The 20,232-nt window shown below is 51.3% G+C and carries 18 protein-coding genes; 2 read left to right on the top strand and 16 right to left on the bottom strand.

Features of this window, described 5'->3' with window-relative positions:
- Positions 1 to 69: 69 nt before the first annotated feature.
- On the bottom strand, positions 70 to 1,452 hold the full coding sequence (dbpA, locus tag KP22_RS12260) for an ATP-dependent RNA helicase DbpA (RefSeq protein ID WP_039324532.1): 1,383 nt from the start codon (positions 1,450 to 1,452) through the stop codon (positions 70 to 72).
- A 445-nt stretch (positions 1,453 to 1,897) separates the two neighbouring features.
- On the opposite strand from dbpA, the gene KP22_RS12255 reads away from it, so the two are divergent.
- A complete protein-coding gene (locus tag KP22_RS12255) occupies positions 1,898 to 2,923 on the top strand; it encodes an LLM class flavin-dependent oxidoreductase (RefSeq protein WP_039324530.1) in 1,026 nt (341 codons plus the stop codon).
- Between the two features lie 386 nt (positions 2,924 to 3,309).
- Complete coding sequence (gene ypdK / locus KP22_RS22420; protein ID WP_099606229.1) at positions 3,310 to 3,384, top strand: membrane protein YpdK; 75 nt, start codon at positions 3,310 to 3,312, stop codon at positions 3,382 to 3,384.
- Between the two features lie 138 nt (positions 3,385 to 3,522).
- On the opposite strand, the gene KP22_RS12250 is transcribed toward ypdK, so the two are convergent.
- From KP22_RS12250 to KP22_RS12180, 15 genes are all read right to left on the bottom strand, one after another.
- Complete coding sequence (locus KP22_RS12250; RefSeq protein WP_039324529.1) at positions 3,523 to 4,371, bottom strand: prepilin peptidase; 849 nt, start codon at positions 4,369 to 4,371, stop codon at positions 3,523 to 3,525.
- A 107-nt stretch (positions 4,372 to 4,478) separates the two neighbouring features.
- Positions 4,479 to 5,225 carry a type II secretion system protein N gene (locus tag KP22_RS12245; protein ID WP_039298254.1) on the bottom strand — a complete coding sequence of 249 codons (747 nt, stop codon included), beginning with the start codon at positions 5,223 to 5,225 and terminating at the stop codon, positions 4,479 to 4,481.
- The gene (gene gspM, locus KP22_RS12240; protein ID WP_039298251.1) at positions 5,215 to 5,709 is read right to left on the bottom strand and encodes a type II secretion system protein GspM; all 495 of its coding nucleotides are present in this window, start codon (positions 5,707 to 5,709) and stop codon (positions 5,215 to 5,217) included. The genes KP22_RS12245 and gspM overlap by 11 nt, the downstream gene beginning before the upstream one ends.
- On the bottom strand, positions 5,706 to 6,983 hold the full coding sequence (gene gspL, locus KP22_RS12235) for a type II secretion system protein GspL (RefSeq protein WP_039324527.1): 1,278 nt from the start codon (positions 6,981 to 6,983) through the stop codon (positions 5,706 to 5,708). The genes gspM and gspL overlap by 4 nt, the downstream gene beginning before the upstream one ends.
- Entirely contained in the window at positions 6,980 to 7,966 is a 987-nt protein-coding gene (gene gspK / locus KP22_RS12230; RefSeq protein WP_039324525.1) for a type II secretion system minor pseudopilin GspK, read from the bottom strand. Before gspK ends, gspL begins: the two co-directional genes overlap by 4 nt.
- On the bottom strand, positions 7,963 to 8,613 hold the full coding sequence (gene gspJ / locus KP22_RS12225) for a type II secretion system minor pseudopilin GspJ (protein ID WP_072012578.1): 651 nt from the start codon (positions 8,611 to 8,613) through the stop codon (positions 7,963 to 7,965). Before gspJ ends, gspK begins: the two co-directional genes overlap by 4 nt.
- Positions 8,613 to 8,978: a type II secretion system minor pseudopilin GspI gene (gspI, locus tag KP22_RS12220; RefSeq protein ID WP_039298238.1), complete on the bottom strand. Its 366-nt coding sequence runs from the start codon at positions 8,976 to 8,978 to the stop codon at positions 8,613 to 8,615. Before gspI ends, gspJ begins: the two co-directional genes overlap by 1 nt.
- The gene (gene gspH / locus KP22_RS12215; protein ID WP_039300971.1) at positions 8,975 to 9,541 is read right to left on the bottom strand and encodes a type II secretion system minor pseudopilin GspH; all 567 of its coding nucleotides are present in this window, start codon (positions 9,539 to 9,541) and stop codon (positions 8,975 to 8,977) included. The genes gspI and gspH overlap by 4 nt, the downstream gene beginning before the upstream one ends.
- 72 nt (positions 9,542 to 9,613) lie before the next feature.
- Positions 9,614 to 10,054 carry a type II secretion system major pseudopilin GspG gene (gene gspG, locus KP22_RS12210; protein ID WP_039324521.1) on the bottom strand — a complete coding sequence of 147 codons (441 nt, stop codon included), beginning with the start codon at positions 10,052 to 10,054 and terminating at the stop codon, positions 9,614 to 9,616.
- A 67-nt stretch (positions 10,055 to 10,121) separates the two neighbouring features.
- On the bottom strand, positions 10,122 to 11,348 hold the full coding sequence (gspF, locus tag KP22_RS12205) for a type II secretion system inner membrane protein GspF (RefSeq protein WP_039298234.1): 1,227 nt from the start codon (positions 11,346 to 11,348) through the stop codon (positions 10,122 to 10,124).
- A 1-nt stretch (position 11,349) separates the two neighbouring features.
- Positions 11,350 to 12,846 carry a type II secretion system ATPase GspE gene (gspE, locus tag KP22_RS12200; RefSeq protein WP_039324519.1) on the bottom strand — a complete coding sequence of 499 codons (1,497 nt, stop codon included), beginning with the start codon at positions 12,844 to 12,846 and terminating at the stop codon, positions 11,350 to 11,352.
- Positions 12,843 to 14,795 (bottom strand): type II secretion system secretin GspD, encoded by a 1,953-nt coding sequence (gene gspD, locus KP22_RS12195; protein WP_231566828.1) that lies wholly within the window; start codon positions 14,793 to 14,795, stop codon positions 12,843 to 12,845. The genes gspE and gspD overlap by 4 nt, the downstream gene beginning before the upstream one ends.
- An 88-nt stretch (positions 14,796 to 14,883) precedes the next feature.
- Entirely contained in the window at positions 14,884 to 15,747 is an 864-nt protein-coding gene (gene gspC / locus KP22_RS12190) for a type II secretion system protein GspC (protein ID WP_039298228.1), read from the bottom strand.
- Between the two features lie 50 nt (positions 15,748 to 15,797).
- Positions 15,798 to 17,777, bottom strand: coding sequence for a glycosyl hydrolase family 28 protein (locus tag KP22_RS12185; protein ID WP_039298226.1), 1,980 nt, complete (start codon positions 17,775 to 17,777; stop codon positions 15,798 to 15,800).
- 138 nt (positions 17,778 to 17,915) lie between these two features.
- Positions 17,916 to 19,484, bottom strand: a complete 1,569-nt coding sequence (locus KP22_RS12180) for a pectate lyase family protein (RefSeq protein WP_039298225.1) — start codon at positions 19,482 to 19,484, stop codon at positions 17,916 to 17,918.
- Positions 19,485 to 20,232: the final 748 nt, after the last annotated feature.

Raw genomic sequence — 20,232 nt, 5'->3', positions numbered from 1 at the left:
CCGCCTTTAACACTCCTGTCTGTTACCCAGTGACTGTCATCCTACCCTGCCTGGTATATTAACCACCGGTTACTTTAACAATCTGGCCTTACAGCTTTTCCCTTTGATTTTGCCTTTCTGGAGCTGTTGCAGTGCACGTTTAGCACTGTCTTTACGGATTGCAACATAAGCATGCAGAGGGAACATATCAATTTTCCCGACTTCCGCTGCTGTTAATCCTGCATCGCCAGTTAACGCACCAAGAATATCGCCGGGACGAATTTTGGCTTTTCTGCCACCATCAATACACAGCGTCATCATCTCAGGTTCAAGCGCAACATCCCCACTGCGACTAATCTCATCTGCCGATGTCCATTTAATTCGCATACCGAGATAATCTTCAATCAGATTGGCACGGTTCATTTCCTGTGGCGTACACAGGCTAACCGCCAGCCCCTGCGTACCCGCGCGGCCTGTTCTGCCAATACGGTGAACGTGAACCTCAGGATCAAACGCCAGCTCAAAATTCACCACCAGCGCCAACTCTTTGATATCAAGACCTCGCGCCGCTACATCAGTTGCCACCAGCACACGACAGCTGCGATTAGCAAAACGCACCAGAACCTGATCGCGATCGCGCTGTTCTAAATCGCCATGTAACGCAGATACGCTAATCCCACGCATGTCCAGTGCGTCAAATACGCTCTGGCAATCACGTTTCGTGTTGCAAAACACCACGCAGGATGCTGGTTGATAATGGCTCAGGATGGCGATCAACAACGGCAGACGCTGATCTTTTGTCGTCTCATAAAAACGTTGTTCAATGGCAGACTCTTCCACATCGTCTGCAACGTCGAAACGCTGCGGCTGACGCTGAACCCGCGCACTGATCTGTTCGATCTCTTCCGGGTACGTGGCGGAAAATAGCAGGGTTTGGCGATCGGATGGCGTATAGGAAATGACATCATCAATGGCGTCAGTAAAGCCCATGTCCAGCATGCGATCCGCTTCATCCAGCACCAGCACTTTCAGGCTATCTAAAGCCAGAGACTGCTTGCGTAAATGATCCTGAATACGTCCCGGAGTACCGACAACGATGTGCGGGGCGTGAACCAGAGAATCGAGCTGCTGCCCCATCGGCTGACCGCCACACAGTGTCAGAATCTTAATGTTTTGCGCAAAGCGCGCCAGACGACGCAGTTCTTTGCTGACCTGATCGGCCAGTTCACGCGTCGGACATAGCACCAGCGCCTGCGTGGTAAAATCGCTGACGACAATACGATCCAGCAACCCAATCCCGAATGCTGCCGTTTTGCCGCTACCGGTTTTCGCCTTGGCCCGCACGTCTGCGCCGCTCAACACGGCTGGCAGCGTCGCCGCCTGGACTGGCGTCATGTCGGTATAGCCCAGTTCATTAAGATTGGATAACTGCTCAGTTGGCAGCGCGAGGGAAGAAAAAGAGGTTGTACTCACAGTGATTACTCTACCAAGGACGAGATAACGAAAGGTGACGCCGAGCTAAAAAGCGGCGCAGATATGCCGCAATCATAGCAGAGTTCGCCATCGTTGGCCGATTTACCTCCCGTTGCCCACTAAAACAGTGTGACAAATCCTTTATTCACCAAGAAACCCTGTCCTTCAAGGGATAAAACCTCATTCGCCAGAAGTCGGGTCGGTTCCACTAAAGGAGAGATCGTCACACAGGGCATTTTCCCTTAAATAGCAAACGTGATATTTACAGCAAAAAGATTGTTTATTCTGCTAACGCTTGGTCAGATAAACTGAATTATTACGTTAAAAAAATGATATTTATTCTCACTATTAATCGCGTAGAGTGATCGTATTACTGAATTTGTAGCACCTTGCTGTGCAGGGCGAACGTGCTAAATATTTGTCTGAATATAAGGATGAATACCCTATGAAGAAGATTGGCTTTTTATCATTCGGTCACTGGGCGCCGTCGCAGCAGTCTGGTACACGTTCAGCGGCTGACGCCTTGCTGCAATCTATCGATCTTGCTGTCGCAGCAGAAGAACTGGGCGCTGACGGTGCCTATTTCAGGGTCCACCATTTTGCCCGCCAGTTGGGCTCACCGTTTCCACTGCTCGCAGCCATTGGCGCGAAAACCCGCAGCATTGAGATTGGCACCGGCGTCATCGACATGCGCTACGAAAACCCGCTATATATGGCTGAAAATGCCAGCGCCGCCGACCTGATATCAGGGGGACGTTTGCAGCTCGGCATCAGCCGTGGTTCCCCTGAACAAGTGATCGATGGCTGGCGCTACTTTGGCTATCAGCCGACAGAAGGGGAAACTGAAGCCGATATGGCACGGCATCATACCGAAGTGCTGTTGGATGTACTGCGGGGCGAAGGGTTTGCGAAGCCAAATCCGCAACCAATGTTCCCGAATCCACCAGGCCTTTTGCGCCTGGAACCCTATTCAGATGGATTGCGTGAACGTATCTGGTGGGGAGCAGGATCAAATGCTACGGCAGTATGGGCAGCGAAGCTGGGAATGAATCTGCAAAGCTCCACGCTAAAGGATGATGAAACCGGCGAACCTTTTCATATCCAGCAGGCACAGCAAATTCGAGCCTATCGGGCCGCATGGGCTGAGGCTGGGCATACACGCTCACCGCGCGTGTCTGTCAGCCGAAGTATTTTTGCACTGATGGATCATCGCGATCGCGCCTATTTCGGCGGAAGCAGTAATGATAGCGACAAGGTGGGTTTCCTTGATGAAAAAACGCGCGCTATTTTCGGGCGCAGCTATGCAGCCGAACCCGAAGCGCTGATCACACAGTTAAAGCAGGATGAAGCGATTGCCGAAGCGGATACGCTATTGCTAACGGTGCCGAACCAACTGGGCGTTGATTATAATGCACATGTTATCGAAGCAATTCTGAAGCATATCGCGCCAGCAATGGGGTGGAGAGATTAGGCCAACTACCTAAATAATTAGCCTATTGATGAGTGGGTAACAATACCATCATTCGCTATTAATGAGGCGCCATACCTAAGATGGCGCTGCCAAAAATCGGGGGAATAGGTGGCAATTTCCACCAGAATCCCCTCGGTTTTTCCAGCCTCTGAAACGGTTGAACGCTTTTTAATGCTATTTTGAAAATATAGTTTCTGGACCTATTGAATTCCCCCCCTCACTCGGCGTAGATTTAGCGCCGATCCCGTCATAACTGGTGTGACTCTAGTGATGACAGCGGGAAAGATTACCCTTCGGTGATATAACCAACAGCGTAATTATTTCCTTCCATAATAAACGCACAATCGGGATCGTTGGTGGCGTGGTTTCTGCTGGAGAATAAATCGGTGAAGTATTTTTTTATGGGTATCTCATTCTGTTTAGTCGTTTGGGTGAGTACCTTTATGCTGATGGTAGAATAACCTGTCATTTGCCCGACAAAGATTTATTCGCTGAAGGGCACGCACACAGAGATAAAAAAGGCTGATGGTATTTATACCCTCAGCCTATTTTTATACCTGTTATTAAGTAAAATGACTCGGCATTGTCTTTGCCATGTTCTACAGATTGAATCCGTTCATTATCACACCGAACACACCACCGATTGCCAGCCACGGGCCAAAAGCCAGCGGTTTAGCCGTATCTTCTTTACGTAACCCTCGCCAGATAAGAGTCACGACCAGCCCGCTCAGCGCTGCAACCAAAACCAGATTCGGCAATGCCTGCCAGCCCAGCCAGGCACCCAGCGCGGCAAGCAACTTAAAATCGCCATACCCCAGCGCCTCTTTACCCGTCGCGTATTTGAATACCCAATAGAGTAGCCACAGGGATAAATAACCCGCCATCGCCCCCACCACAGCATCCCCCACTGGGACAAACGTCTCCGAGAGATTAAACAGTAGCCCCATCCACAGAAGCAACAGCGTAAGCACATCAGGCAACAGCAGCGTTTTGATATCAATGACGGTCAGCACCAACAGGAAAGACAGCAAAACCAACGCTCCACACAACGCCATACTGGGCTGCCATAGCAAACCCGCCGTTAGGAAGGCCAGCATGGTGATAACTTCCACCAGCGGATATTGCATAGATACAGGCTGATGACAGCAGCGAGAGCGGCCGCGCAGCCACAGCCAACTGAAGAGAGGGATGTTATCTTTCACCGCAATAGCCTGCTGGCAGTGCGGGCAAGACGAAGGTGGCCACCACAGATTGTAGCGCGTACTGTCACGGCTGGAATCGGTCATTCCGGTCTGAAGATCAATATCCTGCTGCCAGCTTCGTTCCAGCATAATCGGCAGGCGGTAAATCACGACATTCAAAAAACTACCAACAATCAGCCCCAACACGCCCAGCGCACTCAACCACCATGCCGGAAACACTTGTGCGAATTCCCTTAAATCGTCCACGTTAGTCCCTGATTATCGATAAAGAAGTGGTATAGATGAGTTGCCCATTCTCGCAAGCGGCTAGGCAGTGATTACAACGATCGTCTCTATTAAAAAGACCGTCCCTATTACAACAAACGCCCCTGAAAATTCAGCGTTCTGGCGCCCTGCTCGTCCACTTTACCCGTCGTCGTCAGCAGTTTTTTCATAGTCGCCGGTAAATCATTCCCGCTGCTAAGCCGCCCCGTAAAACGATATTCGCCTTTAGGCGTAACGCTGCCTTTACCAGACAACTGTAGATGTGAGGAAGCCTGCCGCAGGCTCGCTTCTAGCGCCCCTTGCTCGCAGCGCAACGTGGCCTGAGGCGTCGCCAACACCAGCCCGCCCAGCGGGGTTTTCACTCGTGCATCTGGCCAAATGACGTTAGCATCCAGCGACTGACAGCCTGAACGATCGACCGTCGCCTCTTGCAGATTTAGCTGTAGATTTCCTTCCGCCCCGATGGGCACAATAAAACGCAACTGGCTGAATAAATACCCAGCCGGAACAGAAAGCCGCCATTGATAAAATTGCGGCTGCTGCCAGCCGCGAATAATTCCTTGACCTTCTATGCCTTCCGGGTTTTTAAACGCAATCTCCAGCGCAGGCATAAAACCTGAAAAGGTGATTTTCCAGTGCACATCGTCCAACGTTAACGTGCGCCAGCTAAACCGTTGCAGGTTCCCCTGCCATAGCGTTCCTGTGGCCTGCGCGATCGTCATTCCGGCTGGCAACGGCACCGCAGTCAGCAAACGAGCAGGTGCATAACACGTCAGGAACAGCCCATATGCCAGAACCAGAGCAACACCCGCCCCAATGCCGGACTTAAGCTTCATCCGCCCGTTCCAGCATGAGCCGAGTGACATCCACCATCCCCGGATTTTGCTCGACGGCATTCACATCCAGCGACATCACACGTACGCCGTTTTGCCGTTCCAGTTCGCTCAACCAACGCAACAGACTATTAAAATCACTCTGGGCTAGCGTCACTGATGCTTGATTACCCTGTGGCTGCAAACGTACGACGTTCAGCCCATAACGCTGAGTGCTTTGGGAAATCAAAATCGGCAGGCTGGTTTCCCTCTGGCTGCTTTCCCCCTGCGTCTGATTTCCCTGCGGAATCGATGGGGCCTGCTTCTGCATCCAACTGACGGTCTGCTGCTCGCGGGAAATCGTACGCTCCCACAGTTCTTCTCGCATCTGCCACGGCTGAAAAACAGCGTAATACACCAGACAGAGCAGAAGTACCGCTGCGCACACCACCATAAGCTGCCGTTCCCGCTGGCTCATTGTCTGCCAGCGTTGCCGTAATTCATTCATTGCTGGCTCCTTAATGTTAAGCGGCCTTCAACCCGATCGTTTTCCTGCCGCATCTCTCCCGCCTGAACCTGATAATAGGTAGCAGCCTGCTGCTGAAACTGCTCTAGCTCCTGATACGACGAACCTTGCAATGCCAGCCGGAATTCGCCAGCAGCACCGTCGTAAGACAGCGACTGAATTTTGATAGCGCTATTCTGCGTCATCAATTGCTGTAAGGGGTTCAATTGCTCTAGCAGCCCCTTCCCTGCGCCCCCTGCCGCCGTGCGTTGTAGGTGCTGTTGCATCTGCGCACGCGGGTTAACAACATTGGTCTCGGAAGGGAAAATCTGCCGATAGACGCGAACGCTTTCCTGCCGCCAATGCTCAGCCTGTTGATAAAGCTGATAGTGCACCCAACCCGCATCTGCCACGATCAACAGAAGGTAACAGGCAAAAGCGATTCCAACGCCACGCCACGGCAGCAGCGTGTTTTGCCAGGCTTTCTCCGGCGCATAATCGCCTTGCCGCAGATCGACCGAGGCGGGTAACTGCGCCGTTGCGGCCAGCGTGAAAAGATCCGTTTCCGGCTGAGACCTCCACTCGCCCTCCTCCTGCCATTCGTATTGCGACAGCTCACCACCAACCGATACACCGCTGTAGCTGTATATTGCAGGCAACGGCATAGATGCCTTCAGCAGGTCACCACACCAGGACGATTCCGCCGCCATGGCACCGCCCGTCGGCTGGCGAAATAGCCACATGTCGTCATGCTGTAACGCGCTCCAGCCATCTTGATGCCTCGGCAATACGCGGGCGTCAGGCAATAAAGCATCGACGCTGAGCCCCAGCGCATCACACTGCGCTAGCCAGCGCTGCATTCGGTTTTTTTCCACCACCGCGACAGTGCCGTCATCGCCGTGAATGTCCAACACGGCAAAATGCAGTTTTTCTATTTCCGTAGCCAGCTGATCTTCCAGCATAAACGGCACAACTTGAGTCAACTGACGCCGAGCCTGTCGAGGCAACGTCAGGGAATAAAATGTCACATCAGTCGCCGGGACAAGAACGCGGGTAAACGTCACGGACGGATAGGCCGCCAACGCCGGACGAACCCGCTCGACGCTACCGCGCCCCTGGCCCAGTAAATTTTCCCCATTGAATGAACGCACCTGCCATTCGATTTCGCCCTCTTCTTCCACAGGAAGACGAATAATGAGGCACGGATGTCGAGCACCCATTCCTCGATTTAATGGGGTTTTTGCGGCTTTTCGCTTCCATTTTTCCGCTATTTTCATGGATTCACCGTCCTATATCCTCCATATTGCCGCTGCACGACCTGTACCTTTTGTCCACTCAGATGAAGCAAGCTGCGCTGATGAAAATCACTGTCGCCGACGCGCACCTGAAGTTTTACAAAGAACCATTCACTTTTTACTGCCAGCACCCGCTGCGCCGTGTTTTTACTATTCGGAGGCAATGCCCCGGCTTGTTGCAGAACCTCAATGCTTGCCCATCCCATACGTGGCCGTTGCTGCACCAGCGCTTTTGCCTGCAACACCGTCATTTCATTCAGGAACACAGCAGATAATAGCGGGGCGTCAAATTCGGTTAACGTATTGATATTAATGGATATCGCATCTACCGGCAGTGCACAGACATAGGGCAATAATCGGCGATAGAGGTCGCTGTCCATGCCATAAACTGCCCGCAATTCGCTGATTTCACTCATTCTTTGATTGGCAGTACGATAAGGCACAGGCAACGTGGCATAGACCTCGTCTTCTGCACCGTTCGCTGATGGATAATTATCTGCGTCAATCCAGTCACGCACCGCCGCAGTGATTTTTTCTGCACGATCTGCATCCTCGCCCAGATTTTTTAATAACAAACGAAAAACCTGTGCCGGATAAGGCGTTTTTACCAGCGTACTTTCATTATCCACGCCTTGATTGATCGCATTCAGATTAAAGCAGGTCCGTGCATCGCTAATCTGGCCGATGATTTCCCCTCCGTCCACGGGGAAACGGTGCCCTGGCTGCGACCAATTTTGCCCGACAAACGTGCGCCCCGGCATATTCCGCGCATCGCGCAGTAATATCTGCCCGCTTAGCGTTTCCGCCCCTAATGCGTACCATTTCGCCTGCTGGCGGCTCAGGTGATTCTCGGTGCGCATAAACGCTTTACCCGTGCGCTCTGTAATCACCGCAGCAATGGTCACCATTAATGCCAGAATCAGGAGTACCACCAGCAGCGCAACGCCGCGCTGACGCGACCTCATTTAACCGGTCCGGTGGTAATCAAGAACATACGCGACATTTCTCCGTAATCTCTTAACGTCAGCACCACTTCGATCCCTTGTGGCAATTGCGTACTGTTATCCCAACGATCGCGCCAGGTTTTATTGCTGAAAAAACGCAGGCGGAAACCGTCTACCTGTGTGAGAAGCGGTTTTACGCCGGGATCGAGTCCCTCAATCGGGTCAGGGGTTGCGTGAGTTAACCGTTCCAGAGTATGTTCCCGCAGCCGATAGGCAACAGGTTGAAGTTCTGAACGCGGCAGTATGCCAAACGGGTTCTGCCAGCCATTACGCATAAAGCTGACACCCCAGTCATCACTTTTTACCTGATCGCGACCGGCGTAAAATATTGAGGTACTTCCTCTACTCCCGCGTGCAATCATCTGGGAAAAATCGCTGTCCATTTGTGAAAATGCGCGCTGTATTTCAGCCAGACGATCTGCTTTGCGCTGCGAAATGTCATCATTACGCATCACGCCGTTCAGCACCTGAAACGCACTGAGACTCAGCGCCGCAAAAATAGCGATCGCCAGAATCATTTCCAGTAGCGTAAAACCTCGCTGACGTTTCTGTCGCGCGATTTCTCGATACCTTATTGTTTGGCTACACTTCCTTGTTTTACTGAACATTATTGTTTCACCACATAGGTGCGTAGCGAGGCATCGGCAGCAAGAGCATCCTTATTACGTCGCACTTCAACATCCAACGCTTTGGTCTGAGGATCGCCAGTCTCTACGCCCTGCCAGCGCCAATTCCAACGCACGCCAGCAAATTTCGTTTCGCCTCTCACCCACGATGCATCAGGCCAGCGCTGCTCAAGCCGCAGTTGAACCTGCTGATTTTCCGCCACCCAGCCTGCAAACGTCTTTTCTTCCAACCGGCTCAAGCTGCTTGCTTGTCTGGCTGTCGTTTGCAAAACGGCAATGCCAGCCAGTGCAAAAACGCTCAGCGCAACCAGCACTTCCACCAGCGTCATCCCTTTCTGTCGTTTCATCGTTTCTTACCCTGACTCATCGACGTCACAAACCGTCCGTTGGCATCGACCTGAAGCCAATTCGAGAGCGCTTTGTTTTCAGACTTAAAGGCCAGACGGAAAGGCGTGATTTCACCACCGGGCAAAATCAGGATATCGGGATCGTCACCGCTCTGCGTTTTATCCACTTTTTTCCCATCGGCCTGCAATAGCTCAAGCCGCAATGCATCGGGCAGCGTCGCCGATGTGCTCACCCGATACGGTTGCCACGGCTGCCACGTGTAACCCTGCCAGCGGTCGTTACCTGGGATCGGTGTCCCTTCCGTTGTCGCTGGTCGCTGGAGTTGATAAAACTGCCAGCGATCGGGGTAGATGCGCACGCCCAGCATATATTCATTAACCTGACTGTTTTCAGCGGCAAATTCCAACTGCGCCTGAAAACGTGCCAACTGCCAGGCGCTATCATTCTGACGTTGGGGAGGAAACGCCATGACCACCATACTGGCCGCGATGCCAGCCAGTAACACAACCAGCATCATCTCCAGCAGAGTGAATCCCCGCTGCTTCCTCATTGACCGCTTCATTGCGCCTCTGCCGTCCTTTTCCGCCGTCATTGATAGCCATCATTTATAACGACAGACATGCCGCCGCATGCCTTATTTCTTATCAAGATTCCAGTTGCCGATGTCATCTTCCGTTCCCGGCATGCCATCTGGCCCAAGGGAGAAGATATCCAGTTTGCCGTGCTGACCTGGGTTCAACAATTGGTAGTCCGTGCCCCAAGGATCCTGCGGCAGGCGACGAATATAACCATCGGCTGGATAGTTACGCGGTTCTGGCTGTACCGTCGGCTTCGTGACCAGTGCTTTCAGCCCTTGTTCGGTAGACGGATAACGATTGTTATCCAGGTTGTACATATCAAGTGCGCTTTCCAGAGACACAATATCGCTGACGGCTTTTTGCCGATCCGCCTTTTCCTTATTCCCCATCAGATTGGGTACCACCAGACTCGCCAGTACGCCGAGAATGACGATCACCACCATAATTTCCAACAGAGTAAAACCACGCTGACTATAACCACGTTGACGTTGCTGCATCCTTACTTTTCCTCGTTCAATTATTGGTTCTCTTACCGAACTCATTGTTGCTACAAGCTCATTGAGCTTATGAACTCATTAACGTATTCAGCTGTAGAATCGGTTGTAAAATCGCCAATACGATAAACAGTACGACCGCCGCCATACTGACCACCAGCAGCGGTTCAAATAACCCCAGCGCCAGCGTCATCTGCGAACTGAATTCACGATCCTGATTGTCTGCCGCCCGTTCCAACATGCTGTCCAGCTCGCCGCTGCGTTCACCGCTGGCGATCATATGGCGCATCATCGGGGGAAAGAGCGCCGTCTGTTCCAGCGCTTTGTGCAGGCTAACGCCCTCTCGTACCGCATCCGTTGCCATAGCAAGACGATGGCGGGCATAGTCATTGCTCATCACATCGCCACTAATACGCATCGCCTGTAACAACGGAACCGCACTGGCATTGAGAATGCTGAGCGTCCGCGCGTAGCGTGCCGTATTCAGGCCACGCGCTATACGGCCGAGCAGAGGTAAATGCAGCAGGCGTCGGTGAAAACTGACACGCCGTTTCTCCTGTCGCAGCATCACCCGAAGCGCCATAAATCCAGCCAGCAATGCCAGTACCGCCCACGGACCAAACGTGCGCACGGCATCACTCATCCCCATCAAAATCCGGGTAGAAAGCGGCAGCGCCTGCTTCATATGAATAAATTGCTCGACGACTTTCGGCACCACGACGGACAGTAAAATACTGACCACAGCAATCGCGACCACGGTTAGCACGCATGGGTAGATCATCGCCTGCTGTATGCGACTACGCATCTGTTGGCGCTGCTCGGTGTAGTCCGCCAGCCGATTCAACACGGCATCAAGATGACCGGACGTCTCGCCGGCGGCGACCATTGCGCAGTACAGCCGTTCAAAACTGCCGGGAAAGCACTTCATGGCATCAGCCAGCGAGTGACCTTCCATAACTTTGCTACGCACCGCCGCCATCAACTGGCTCAGATGCGGCTTTTCGCTCTGCTTTGCCACCGCATCCAGCGCTTCTTCCAACGGCAGCGATGCCGCTACTAACGTAGCCAACTGGCGAGTCAGTAGCGCCAAATCTGAGGTGCTGAGACGAATTTTGCGGCGTAGCGATAAACCGGTAGAACCCGATTTCTTCTGGTCGCCCCGGCTTTCATCAACCGACAGTGGAACCAGCCCACGTTCCCGCAATAACTGACGCGCCTGTCTGGCTGAGTCGGCTTCCTGACTGCCACGGCATTTTTTCCCTTGCGCATCCAGCGCCTGATACTGGTACTGTGCCATGTCATTCCTCTTTGGTTACGCGGATCACTTCTTCCCAGGTCGTAAGCCCCGCCAGTACCTTCTCCAGCCCGTCCTGACGGATAGTGGTTCTGCTTTCTCCCAGAATCTGCGCAATGGCCATTTCACCGTCACTACGATGGATCGCCGCACGGACGTCGTCATTAATCAGCACTAATTCATGAATGCCGATGCGCCCCCGGTAGCCGGTAAAGCTACACTGCGAACAGCCAACGGGGTTGTGCAGCAGCGTATCAGGCGCGATACCCATCTGTTTCGCCTGAGCCGGATCGACTGGCTGCGGCTGACTACAGTCAGGACACAGCGTCCTGACAAGACGCTGCGCGAGTACACCCAGCAGAGAAGTTGACAGCAGGAAAGGCTCTACGCCCATATCCTGCAAACGAGACAGCGCGCCCAGCGCACTATTGGTGTGCAGTGTGGATAACACAAGGTGACCGGTCAGCGAGGCCTGAACGGCAATCTGCGCCGTTTCACCATCACGAATTTCCCCTACCAGCACGACATCCGGGTCCTGCCGCAGGATGGCACGCAGCCCACGGGCAAACGTCATATCCACTTTAGTATTGACCTGCGTTTGCCCGATGCCTTCCAGTTCATATTCGATGGGATCTTCCACCGTCATGATGTTACGTTCCGAGGCATTCAGGCGACTTAGCGCCGCGTAAAGCGTGGTACTTTTCCCCGACCCTGTTGGGCCAGTGACCAGAATAATACCGTGTGGACGGTGAATCAGGCTGTCGAGCAGTTGTCGATTGCGTTCCGACATACCCAGCAATTCAAGATCGAGCTTAACGCTGTTTTTATCCAGCAAACGCAGCACAACGCGCTCGCCGTAGTTTGACGGCAATGTGGACACGCGTACGTCAATCGCCCGTCCCCCTACCCGTAGCGCCATGCGCCCATCCTGCGGAATACGCTTTTCCGCAATATCCAGCTTTGCCATGACTTTGATACGCGAGACCAGCAGCGAAGCCAGCTTACGCTGTGGACGCAGGATCTCACGTAATACGCCGTCGACCCGGAAACGGATCAACAAATAGCGCTCATAGGTTTCGATATGAATATCCGACGCTTTATTCTTAATCGCCTCGGTCAACATGGCGTTGATGAGGCGGATAATCGGTGCGTCGTCATCGGCATCAAGTAAATCATCGCTGTCTGGCAGTTCTTCCGCCAACGTATAGAAGTCCATCTCGTTACCGATGTCCTCCATCATACGGCGCGCTTCTTCCGAGTCGCGCTGATAGCTGATGACCAATTGCCGTTCAAATTCTTCGTCCGTGACTCGCTCAATCCTGAGCGAACAGCCCGCAATCCGACGCGCTTCCAGCAAGGCGGCTGGCGGCGTTTGCGCGACGCAAATCGTTCGAAAGCTAACGTCTTTATCCCCCTGCAACAGCAGAATTTGCTGCGATCGCGCATAGGCGAAAGGTAGTATGGGACGTAATTCTATCATCTGGGAGGCAACGTCACTCATTTCCCGCCCGCCGGATAAAACGCCACAATGGAGGACTGAACCTGACGGAACGTGTAGGCGTTTCCGCCTTCCGGCAAGCGCAGCAAATCGTTATTCAAAAGCCCCCCTTCGCTGCCGTTCACGTCTCGCTGCTTCTCCTCTTCCGCATTGAACGAGTGATACTTACTGGCAGAGGCGCTCTGGTATTGGCTGCGATCGCGAATAATGGAAGGACGGATAAACAGCATCAGGTTGCGCTTTTTCGTTTCCGTGCTGTTGGAGCGGAACAAGTACCCCAGCACGGGAATATCTCCCAACAGGGGCACTTTACTCGCAGACTCATTGGTACTTTTATCCAGCAAGCCGCCCACCACCACGGTTTCTCCGCTACTGACCAGTACCGCGTTATTAACGGTACGTGTATTGAATGTTGCCCCCAGGTCGGTGCTGCTGCTGGAGGCCGCATCTGCCACGCTGGAGACTTCCTGTTCGATTTCCAGCAGAACGGAGTCACCTTCGTTAATTTGGGGCTTCACTTTCAGTTTGATACCAACCGTTTTACGTTCCACCGTTTGGAAAACGTTATCGCCAGATGTCGTCTGCGAACCGGCCAATACCGGCACTTCCTGACCAACGTTAAACGTCGCTTCCATATTGTCCAGCGTCACGATACTGGGCGTCGCCAGAATATCGTTCTTGCTGTTTTTGGACAGCGCCGTCAGCAGCATGCTCCAGTTGCCCTGATAGAAACCGGCGGCAATCCCGTTGAAACCGCCAAGTGCACTCGTCGCGGCAGTACCAAGCGTTCCATCACGCCGAAATTGGTCCGCTCCCGCCATCATTGTCGTGATCGGTAACCCTGTATTCGTGAACTGCGTCACCCCGGCATTCTTATTCGCCCATTGCACGCCCAGATTCATGCCATCGGCATCCTGTACTTCCGCGATGATCGCTTCGACCAAGACCTGCGGACGGCGGATATCCAACTGTGAGATCACCTGTTCCAGATCGCGCATGATGTCAGGCGCCGCATTCACAATCAGCGAGTTAGTTTGCTCGTGTGCCTTAATCGAAATGTCTTTGCGCAGCGCGGGCAATGCATTTTGCTGGTCGGTTTGGATGCTGTCACCGACACCCGTGAGCACTTCGACCAGATCGGCAGCCTTGGCGTATTTGAGGTAGATGACTTTGGTATTGCCCTGCACCGCCTGCTGGCGATCGAGCTGCTTGATCATGTCGATAACGCGCTGGCGTGAATTTGGTTCTCCACGTACCAACACCGAGTTAGTGCGTTCATCTGCTACTACATTTGCCGTCAGCATGCCCGGCAAGGCGGATTTCTCATCCATCTTGTTTAGCTCATTCACCATCTTCACTACTTCCGTCGAGGAAGCGTAAGACAGCGGCACGCTAGCCACATTCCGATCGCCCGTCTGATCAACCCGCTCAACAATCGTCATGAGCCGCTTGATCACACCCGCACGGCCGGTCATCAATAGCACATTCGACGGTTCGTAATGCACCACACTCCCGGCACCCGCGTTGTCGTTCAACTGGCGCAACAGCGGTGCCAGGTCGCGAGCGGCTACGTTGTTAACGGGCACAACGCGCGTAACGACTTCATCGCCGATCCCCGGTTGATCATCGCTTGCCAACGGCATCGAAGTCGATTTTGCATCCTTCGAGCGAATAATTTTCAACACATTGTTATCCATCGGGATAACGGTGAACCCATAGACATCCAACACGCTCAGGAAGAACTGGTAATATTGCTCTTCGTTCATCATGTCATAGCTACGTACGGTAATCGTTCCGCTGACCGATGGATCGATGATGACCGTCTTATTCAGATTCTTACTGACGGTATTGATAAACTCCTGAATATCCGTGCCTTTAAAACTGGCGGAGAATTCCGTGCTCCACGCCAATGATGATGCCATCAGCAGAACCCCACCGCCGAGCAATAACATGCTCTTGCGGCGCACATGACCAAGCCATTGGTTTTTATGTTTCGAAAAAACCTGACGCTTAAAAAATCCCTGTCCCTTGCTAAACAAATTAGTGGTCTCCATCCAATGCCAGATATATATCTTGCTGTTGACCATCACGCTCGACGGTCAAATTAAATTTGCTCATCCCTGCCAGTTGCGCCATTACTTGCTGCGCCTGATCCGCATCGCGTAAATCCATACCGTTTAATGACACAGCAAGGTCGTTGTCCTGCAAGCCTGCTCGGTAAAAAAGATCGGGATTTTTGCCGGGGTTTAACTGATATCCCTTCAGTACGTCTTCTTCCGTGACGGGAGAAATAGTGAGGTAGTCCTGTGTCGTAAAGGGATCTTTTTGTATCTTATCTTTCGCCTGATTAAAGGCACCAGAAGACGGCGGTGCGTCAGCAGTACTTTCTTCCTGATACAAATGCAGCGCCTCATAGCGCCCCTGATACTGAATCACGACACGATCGGCAGAGATAGTCACAATTTTGGCTTCATAGCCCGGCACCGCATCGCCGACGTTACGAGTATATTGCTGACTATCTTTAGCGATAATGGCAATCGAACGTTTGGCGTCTTCACTCGCCAGCACCCCGGTCAGACTGATATTTAACGATGACAGAGGAATATTACCGGATAATGCGGCGTCGTTAACGGCGGAGGCATCCGCATCGGGAGCCCGCCCGAACAGAGTAAAATCACCCGGTATTACGGGTTTTTCTTTCGCTTGGGCAGGCGTGACCGATACACCAACAATGTGTGAGTCTTCAGGTAGGAGAAAGCGCCAGGTCAGTACAGCCAACTGCTGACAAATCAGCAGCAAAATCAGCCCCAACACGATACGTCGAATCAGAGGAGCGGGCAGTGACCGAAAAGTGGTAACCAACGAATTAAAAGACGGTTCTTTGAAAGCTTGTAATCGTGCCATAGGTAATCATCCATAATACTCCCCACGCCCAACGGCGTGGGGAAAATGCCTTATTCCGTTGCGGCTTCCCGGGTGATGGTTTCATCACCGCTGGTCGTCAGCGCGGCATCATTATTTACACGGTCTTCGAGCCTGATATTTTCAATATGACCGAAATTCCAGGCTCCTGGTACATTCTCAAAAATGACATTTTTAAATTCACTGTTCTTCAGGAAGGTAATGTCCGTAACTTTTACATTTTTGAATTTTACATTCTCAAAATGCAAGCCTTGATGATAAGCATCGCGTCCAAAAGAGAACTTATACGCATCAGCCATCTCAGCCACGGTCATCCCGTCGACCATGATGCTGTTTTTCTTCGGTGAACCATCAACCGTGACGTTAGAAACGGTCACATCACGGAACTGAGCGGGTTCTGCCGCTGGCTGGGTATCGTTCACGTCCGCTTTATATTTGATAGTGAACACGAACGGTTCGTTGACAATATCACGCATCGCGTTATTACGGAATACCACGTCACGTGAGCCACCGCCATAATAAGGCCGGCTCTTCATGCGCAAGCCAACATCCGTCTTATTCATTACGTTATCTTCAGCAACAATTTTTTCAATCCAGGCACCAGTATGACTACCCGTGACTACCGCACCATGACCACGGCGGAAGTAGTTATTGAAGATCCAGGCGCCGCTCTGCGCCTTTTGCCCCAGCGTCGCCACTTCGGCACCATATCCCGCAGCAAAGTTTACGCTGTCATCACCCGTATCAAAAAAGTTATTAAATACCATAACGTTCTGGCTGTTTCCGAATTCAATGCCATCCGCGTTATTGGCATCATACGTCGTGTGAACCAACGCATTCATCGCCACATTTTCAGATTCCAGTACCATCACACCGTGATATGCCGGGTTCAAAATGGTCAGCCCTTCCAGGTACATGTTGCTCACGCCGCGCAGCGTCATCAGGCTGGAGCGTCGGTTTTTGTACGCCTCATCCAGTAGCATCCCTTCAGCAACAGCTTTTGCCGTTTGGTCTTTTGCCAGAATACCGTCACTGCCAACATTGGCGGATTTACTCGCACGGTAGAGCGGCAATTCATTCTTTAATTCATCAATTTCAGTAATGTTTGTGTCACTGGCTTTAATGCCTCGCGTCCAGCCATTGCCATCAATGGTGCCCTGCCCGACGATACGAATATTTTTAAAGGTGCCTGCATGGCTGCTGCCCTGATCGTCCGCTTCCAGTACGTTAATCAGAGAAGGCGGACGCTTCGGCAATTTAGGTGAACTGTAAGGGTAGAGATAGTAGCCGCGGGCAAGCGGATAATCGTCACCATTTGCTGACCCCAGCAGCGTAGCGCCTTTCGCGACTTCAAATGTCATATCGCTATGCAGGAACAGCGCACCGGTTTTAAACGTCCCACCTTCAACCACGACTTTACATCCTTTCGGATACGCGGCTGGCGTACAGTCATCAATCGCCTTCTGAATCGCCACCGTATCGTTTGCTACCCCATCCCCTTTTGCACCGTAGTTAGTCACGTTCAGTGAAGCTGGCGTGGCCGTCGTTTTCTGCACGACCGCTTCACTATCAACGGATTCTTTACCATCTTCATACAGCGCACGCACAGTGAAGCGATACTCTGTTTCCGGCGACAGGTCAGCTACCTTGAAATTATGGAAGCTGACGCGGACGTGCCAGTTGGTGGTATCGATCGAGTTATAGAAGTTATCAATATAAGGTTTGGCCGGCGAATGGGTGTTCTGGTTATCAATGGTTCCACCTAATAAGGTTCCATTCATATAGACACGATAATCTTTAATGCCTGCGGCAGGTTTAGTCGGTTTTTCCCAGGCCAGTACCACACTGTTGTCATCATAGGCGAGCGTCGGCACTTTAAGATTCTGCGGCGCAGCGGAACGATCGACACCAATATCCGGCGCTGAATCGCTATCGCTGCATCCGGCAATCAGGCTGCTCAGAACGACTGTCGCGCAGAGCGTAAGACGAGTACGAGGTAAAAAATAAGTCATAGCATTTCCTGTATTTTTACTATTATTTTCCCCTATATTTCTCACCCTGCGGCAAATCCATTACCGCAGAATGATTGATATTGGGCAGAGAGATTACAGATAACTATTTCAATAAAAATAATGCGTTAATGACGACAACTACGGGAGAGAAATATCCAGCTTTCCAGAGCCAGCATTTTCCAGAACATATTTCTCAACGATGGCGATGGACTTCCCAACGCTATACACATAAGGCGGGCTCCATTCCAATTCATTGGTGCAGGTCTCCAACGCCCATCCCGGCACCGCTTTCCCAGAGCTTGTCGCAGCGGCTTTCTCGGTTTCTTGCAGTGCGCTGCATTTATCCAATGCGATTTGATTCAAATTGCTTGCCGAATTGCCATTGAACCAGGAACCGTTGTCTTTAAACTTACTTCCCTTATAAGCACCAATAATCAGCTTTTCGTCTGCACTACCGCCTTCGAAGTTAAAAACGTTACTCTCAGAAAGAATCGATGAATCGAAGCCCATCCCAATGGCATACAGAATAGGGTAGTTGGTATCCGTTGCACCACGGTGATAGTTATTGAGCAAATGCACCTGACCAAAGCGCACGCGCGGCGAACGTTGCACGCTGTTGTCCCATAAATTGCCTTCGAAAGTGATCCGATATTCCCCTTTATCACCGTCACCTGAGCCGATTAATACCGTTTTGTCATGCTGAGCAAAAATATTGTAGGAAATCGTCAGGTAATCAGCGCCATCTTCTATATCCAACAGGCCATCGTGGCGTTGGATAGGTTTACCGAACAGCACCGGCTCTAAATGATCGGGATATTCACCATCCGTAAAGGTGCAGTGGTCGATCCAGACATTTTTGCTGGCATTAATCGATACAGAATCATAACGCGCATTCCAGTTGCCTTTGTCACCATCGCCCGCATCCCAGGCAGGGGCAAAGTCACGTGGCGCCTGAAACGTAATATTGCGGATAATGATGTTGCTGTTATCCGTTTTGCCGAACGTGTGGCTTAACGTATTGAGGGATAAATACCCTTCCACCAGTTTCGCGTCGCTACCTACACCTAAAATCGTGGTATTCGGCGGAACCTGAAATTGAATCTGCGCTTTCTGATTGTTGGCATACTGTGAACGCTGACCATTTTGTTTTTTCAACAGGCTAAGCTCTGCACTGGCTGCTGCCGCATCAGTTCCACCAGCATCTGCCGTGGCTTTCAGTTGCGCCATATAATTCTGATCGAAAGCTTTGACATATAAATCGAAATCAAACGTAGTTTTATTCGGTTTGGTTTTATAATCCTCCGCATTCGCATTACGTCCGTTCCCTAAATCATCACCACGGATAGTACCTTGCCAATAGATAATTTTAGGTTCTAATTTTGCCTGTAACTCCGCATCGGAATCGCCTGCGATATAGCGGGCACTGCGAACATTATTTAATGCGTCCTTTAATTCCTGACGGTTAGTGACGATATAAATGCTATTTTCATGTGCCCCCTCACCTCCCGTCGTCGCATAAAACTTACCGTCCGTGTTCTGATATTGTGCAGCCCAACCAAATGGTGTGGTTTTCACCTGCAAATCTGGCTGCGCTGTTTCTGCCACTGGCTGCTGACTGTTGTCACACCCGGAAAGAACCATTCCAGAAAGGGCAATAGCTACCGCACAGGTACGTAAACGACCAGTCCCAATAACCGTTTTAAGCATTTTATCCCTCAGTATTTTTTAATTATTAAAATAGAAAAATAAATCCGCACAAAACCCTGCGATATTAATCGCATTCTTTAAAATTGCTTTTATTCGTAATTTAGCAGCAGATTGACACATCCCTTATCGATAAAAAAGCAACGTAATACCTGTAGTAAAAACCACATAATAGTGCTACCGATTTAACGCTCAGAATGCTTAATTAAATTCTTATGATTCGCCCCTCGTTTATTGACGACAAAAAAAACCAAAAAGAAACGTTATACCTACAATGGTAAAACATAGTTTCATTAAAGCAAATTCGCACAATTTTTTTGCGACCCGCATCAAGATTCCATCCGTGATTATTATGATTACAATAGTTTTTAATCAAAATGGAGGAACTGTCACATAACCGAGAGATTCAGTTTTCTGCCGCTTCCTATTTTTTGCAAAATAAGGCATGCAGCATCATCCTACTCACCCGACTTTCGTTTATGATGTGATGCTACACGGCCTAAGTACCCCCTAAATAATTCGAGTTGCAGGAAGGCGGCGACGCAGTGACAAATTCGTCAAAGACGAATTTGAGCAGCCAAAGGCTGACCTCTGGTGAGAGACATACTTGTCTCTCATTCATCCCCAGGAGCTTACATCAGTAAGTGACTGGGGTGAGCGAGGACAAATCGGCATAGCCGATTTGAACGCCGTAAGCGGCGGCCCTTCAGGGTGAGGCTCATAGATGAGCCGAGTATTGCCAACACACATG

The sequence above is a fragment of the Pectobacterium betavasculorum genome, assembly GCF_000749845.1.
Taxonomy (GTDB): domain Bacteria; phylum Pseudomonadota; class Gammaproteobacteria; order Enterobacterales; family Enterobacteriaceae; genus Pectobacterium; species Pectobacterium betavasculorum.
Note: the sequence above shows the minus strand (reverse complement) of the source record. Positions and strands in the feature narration are given on the sequence as shown.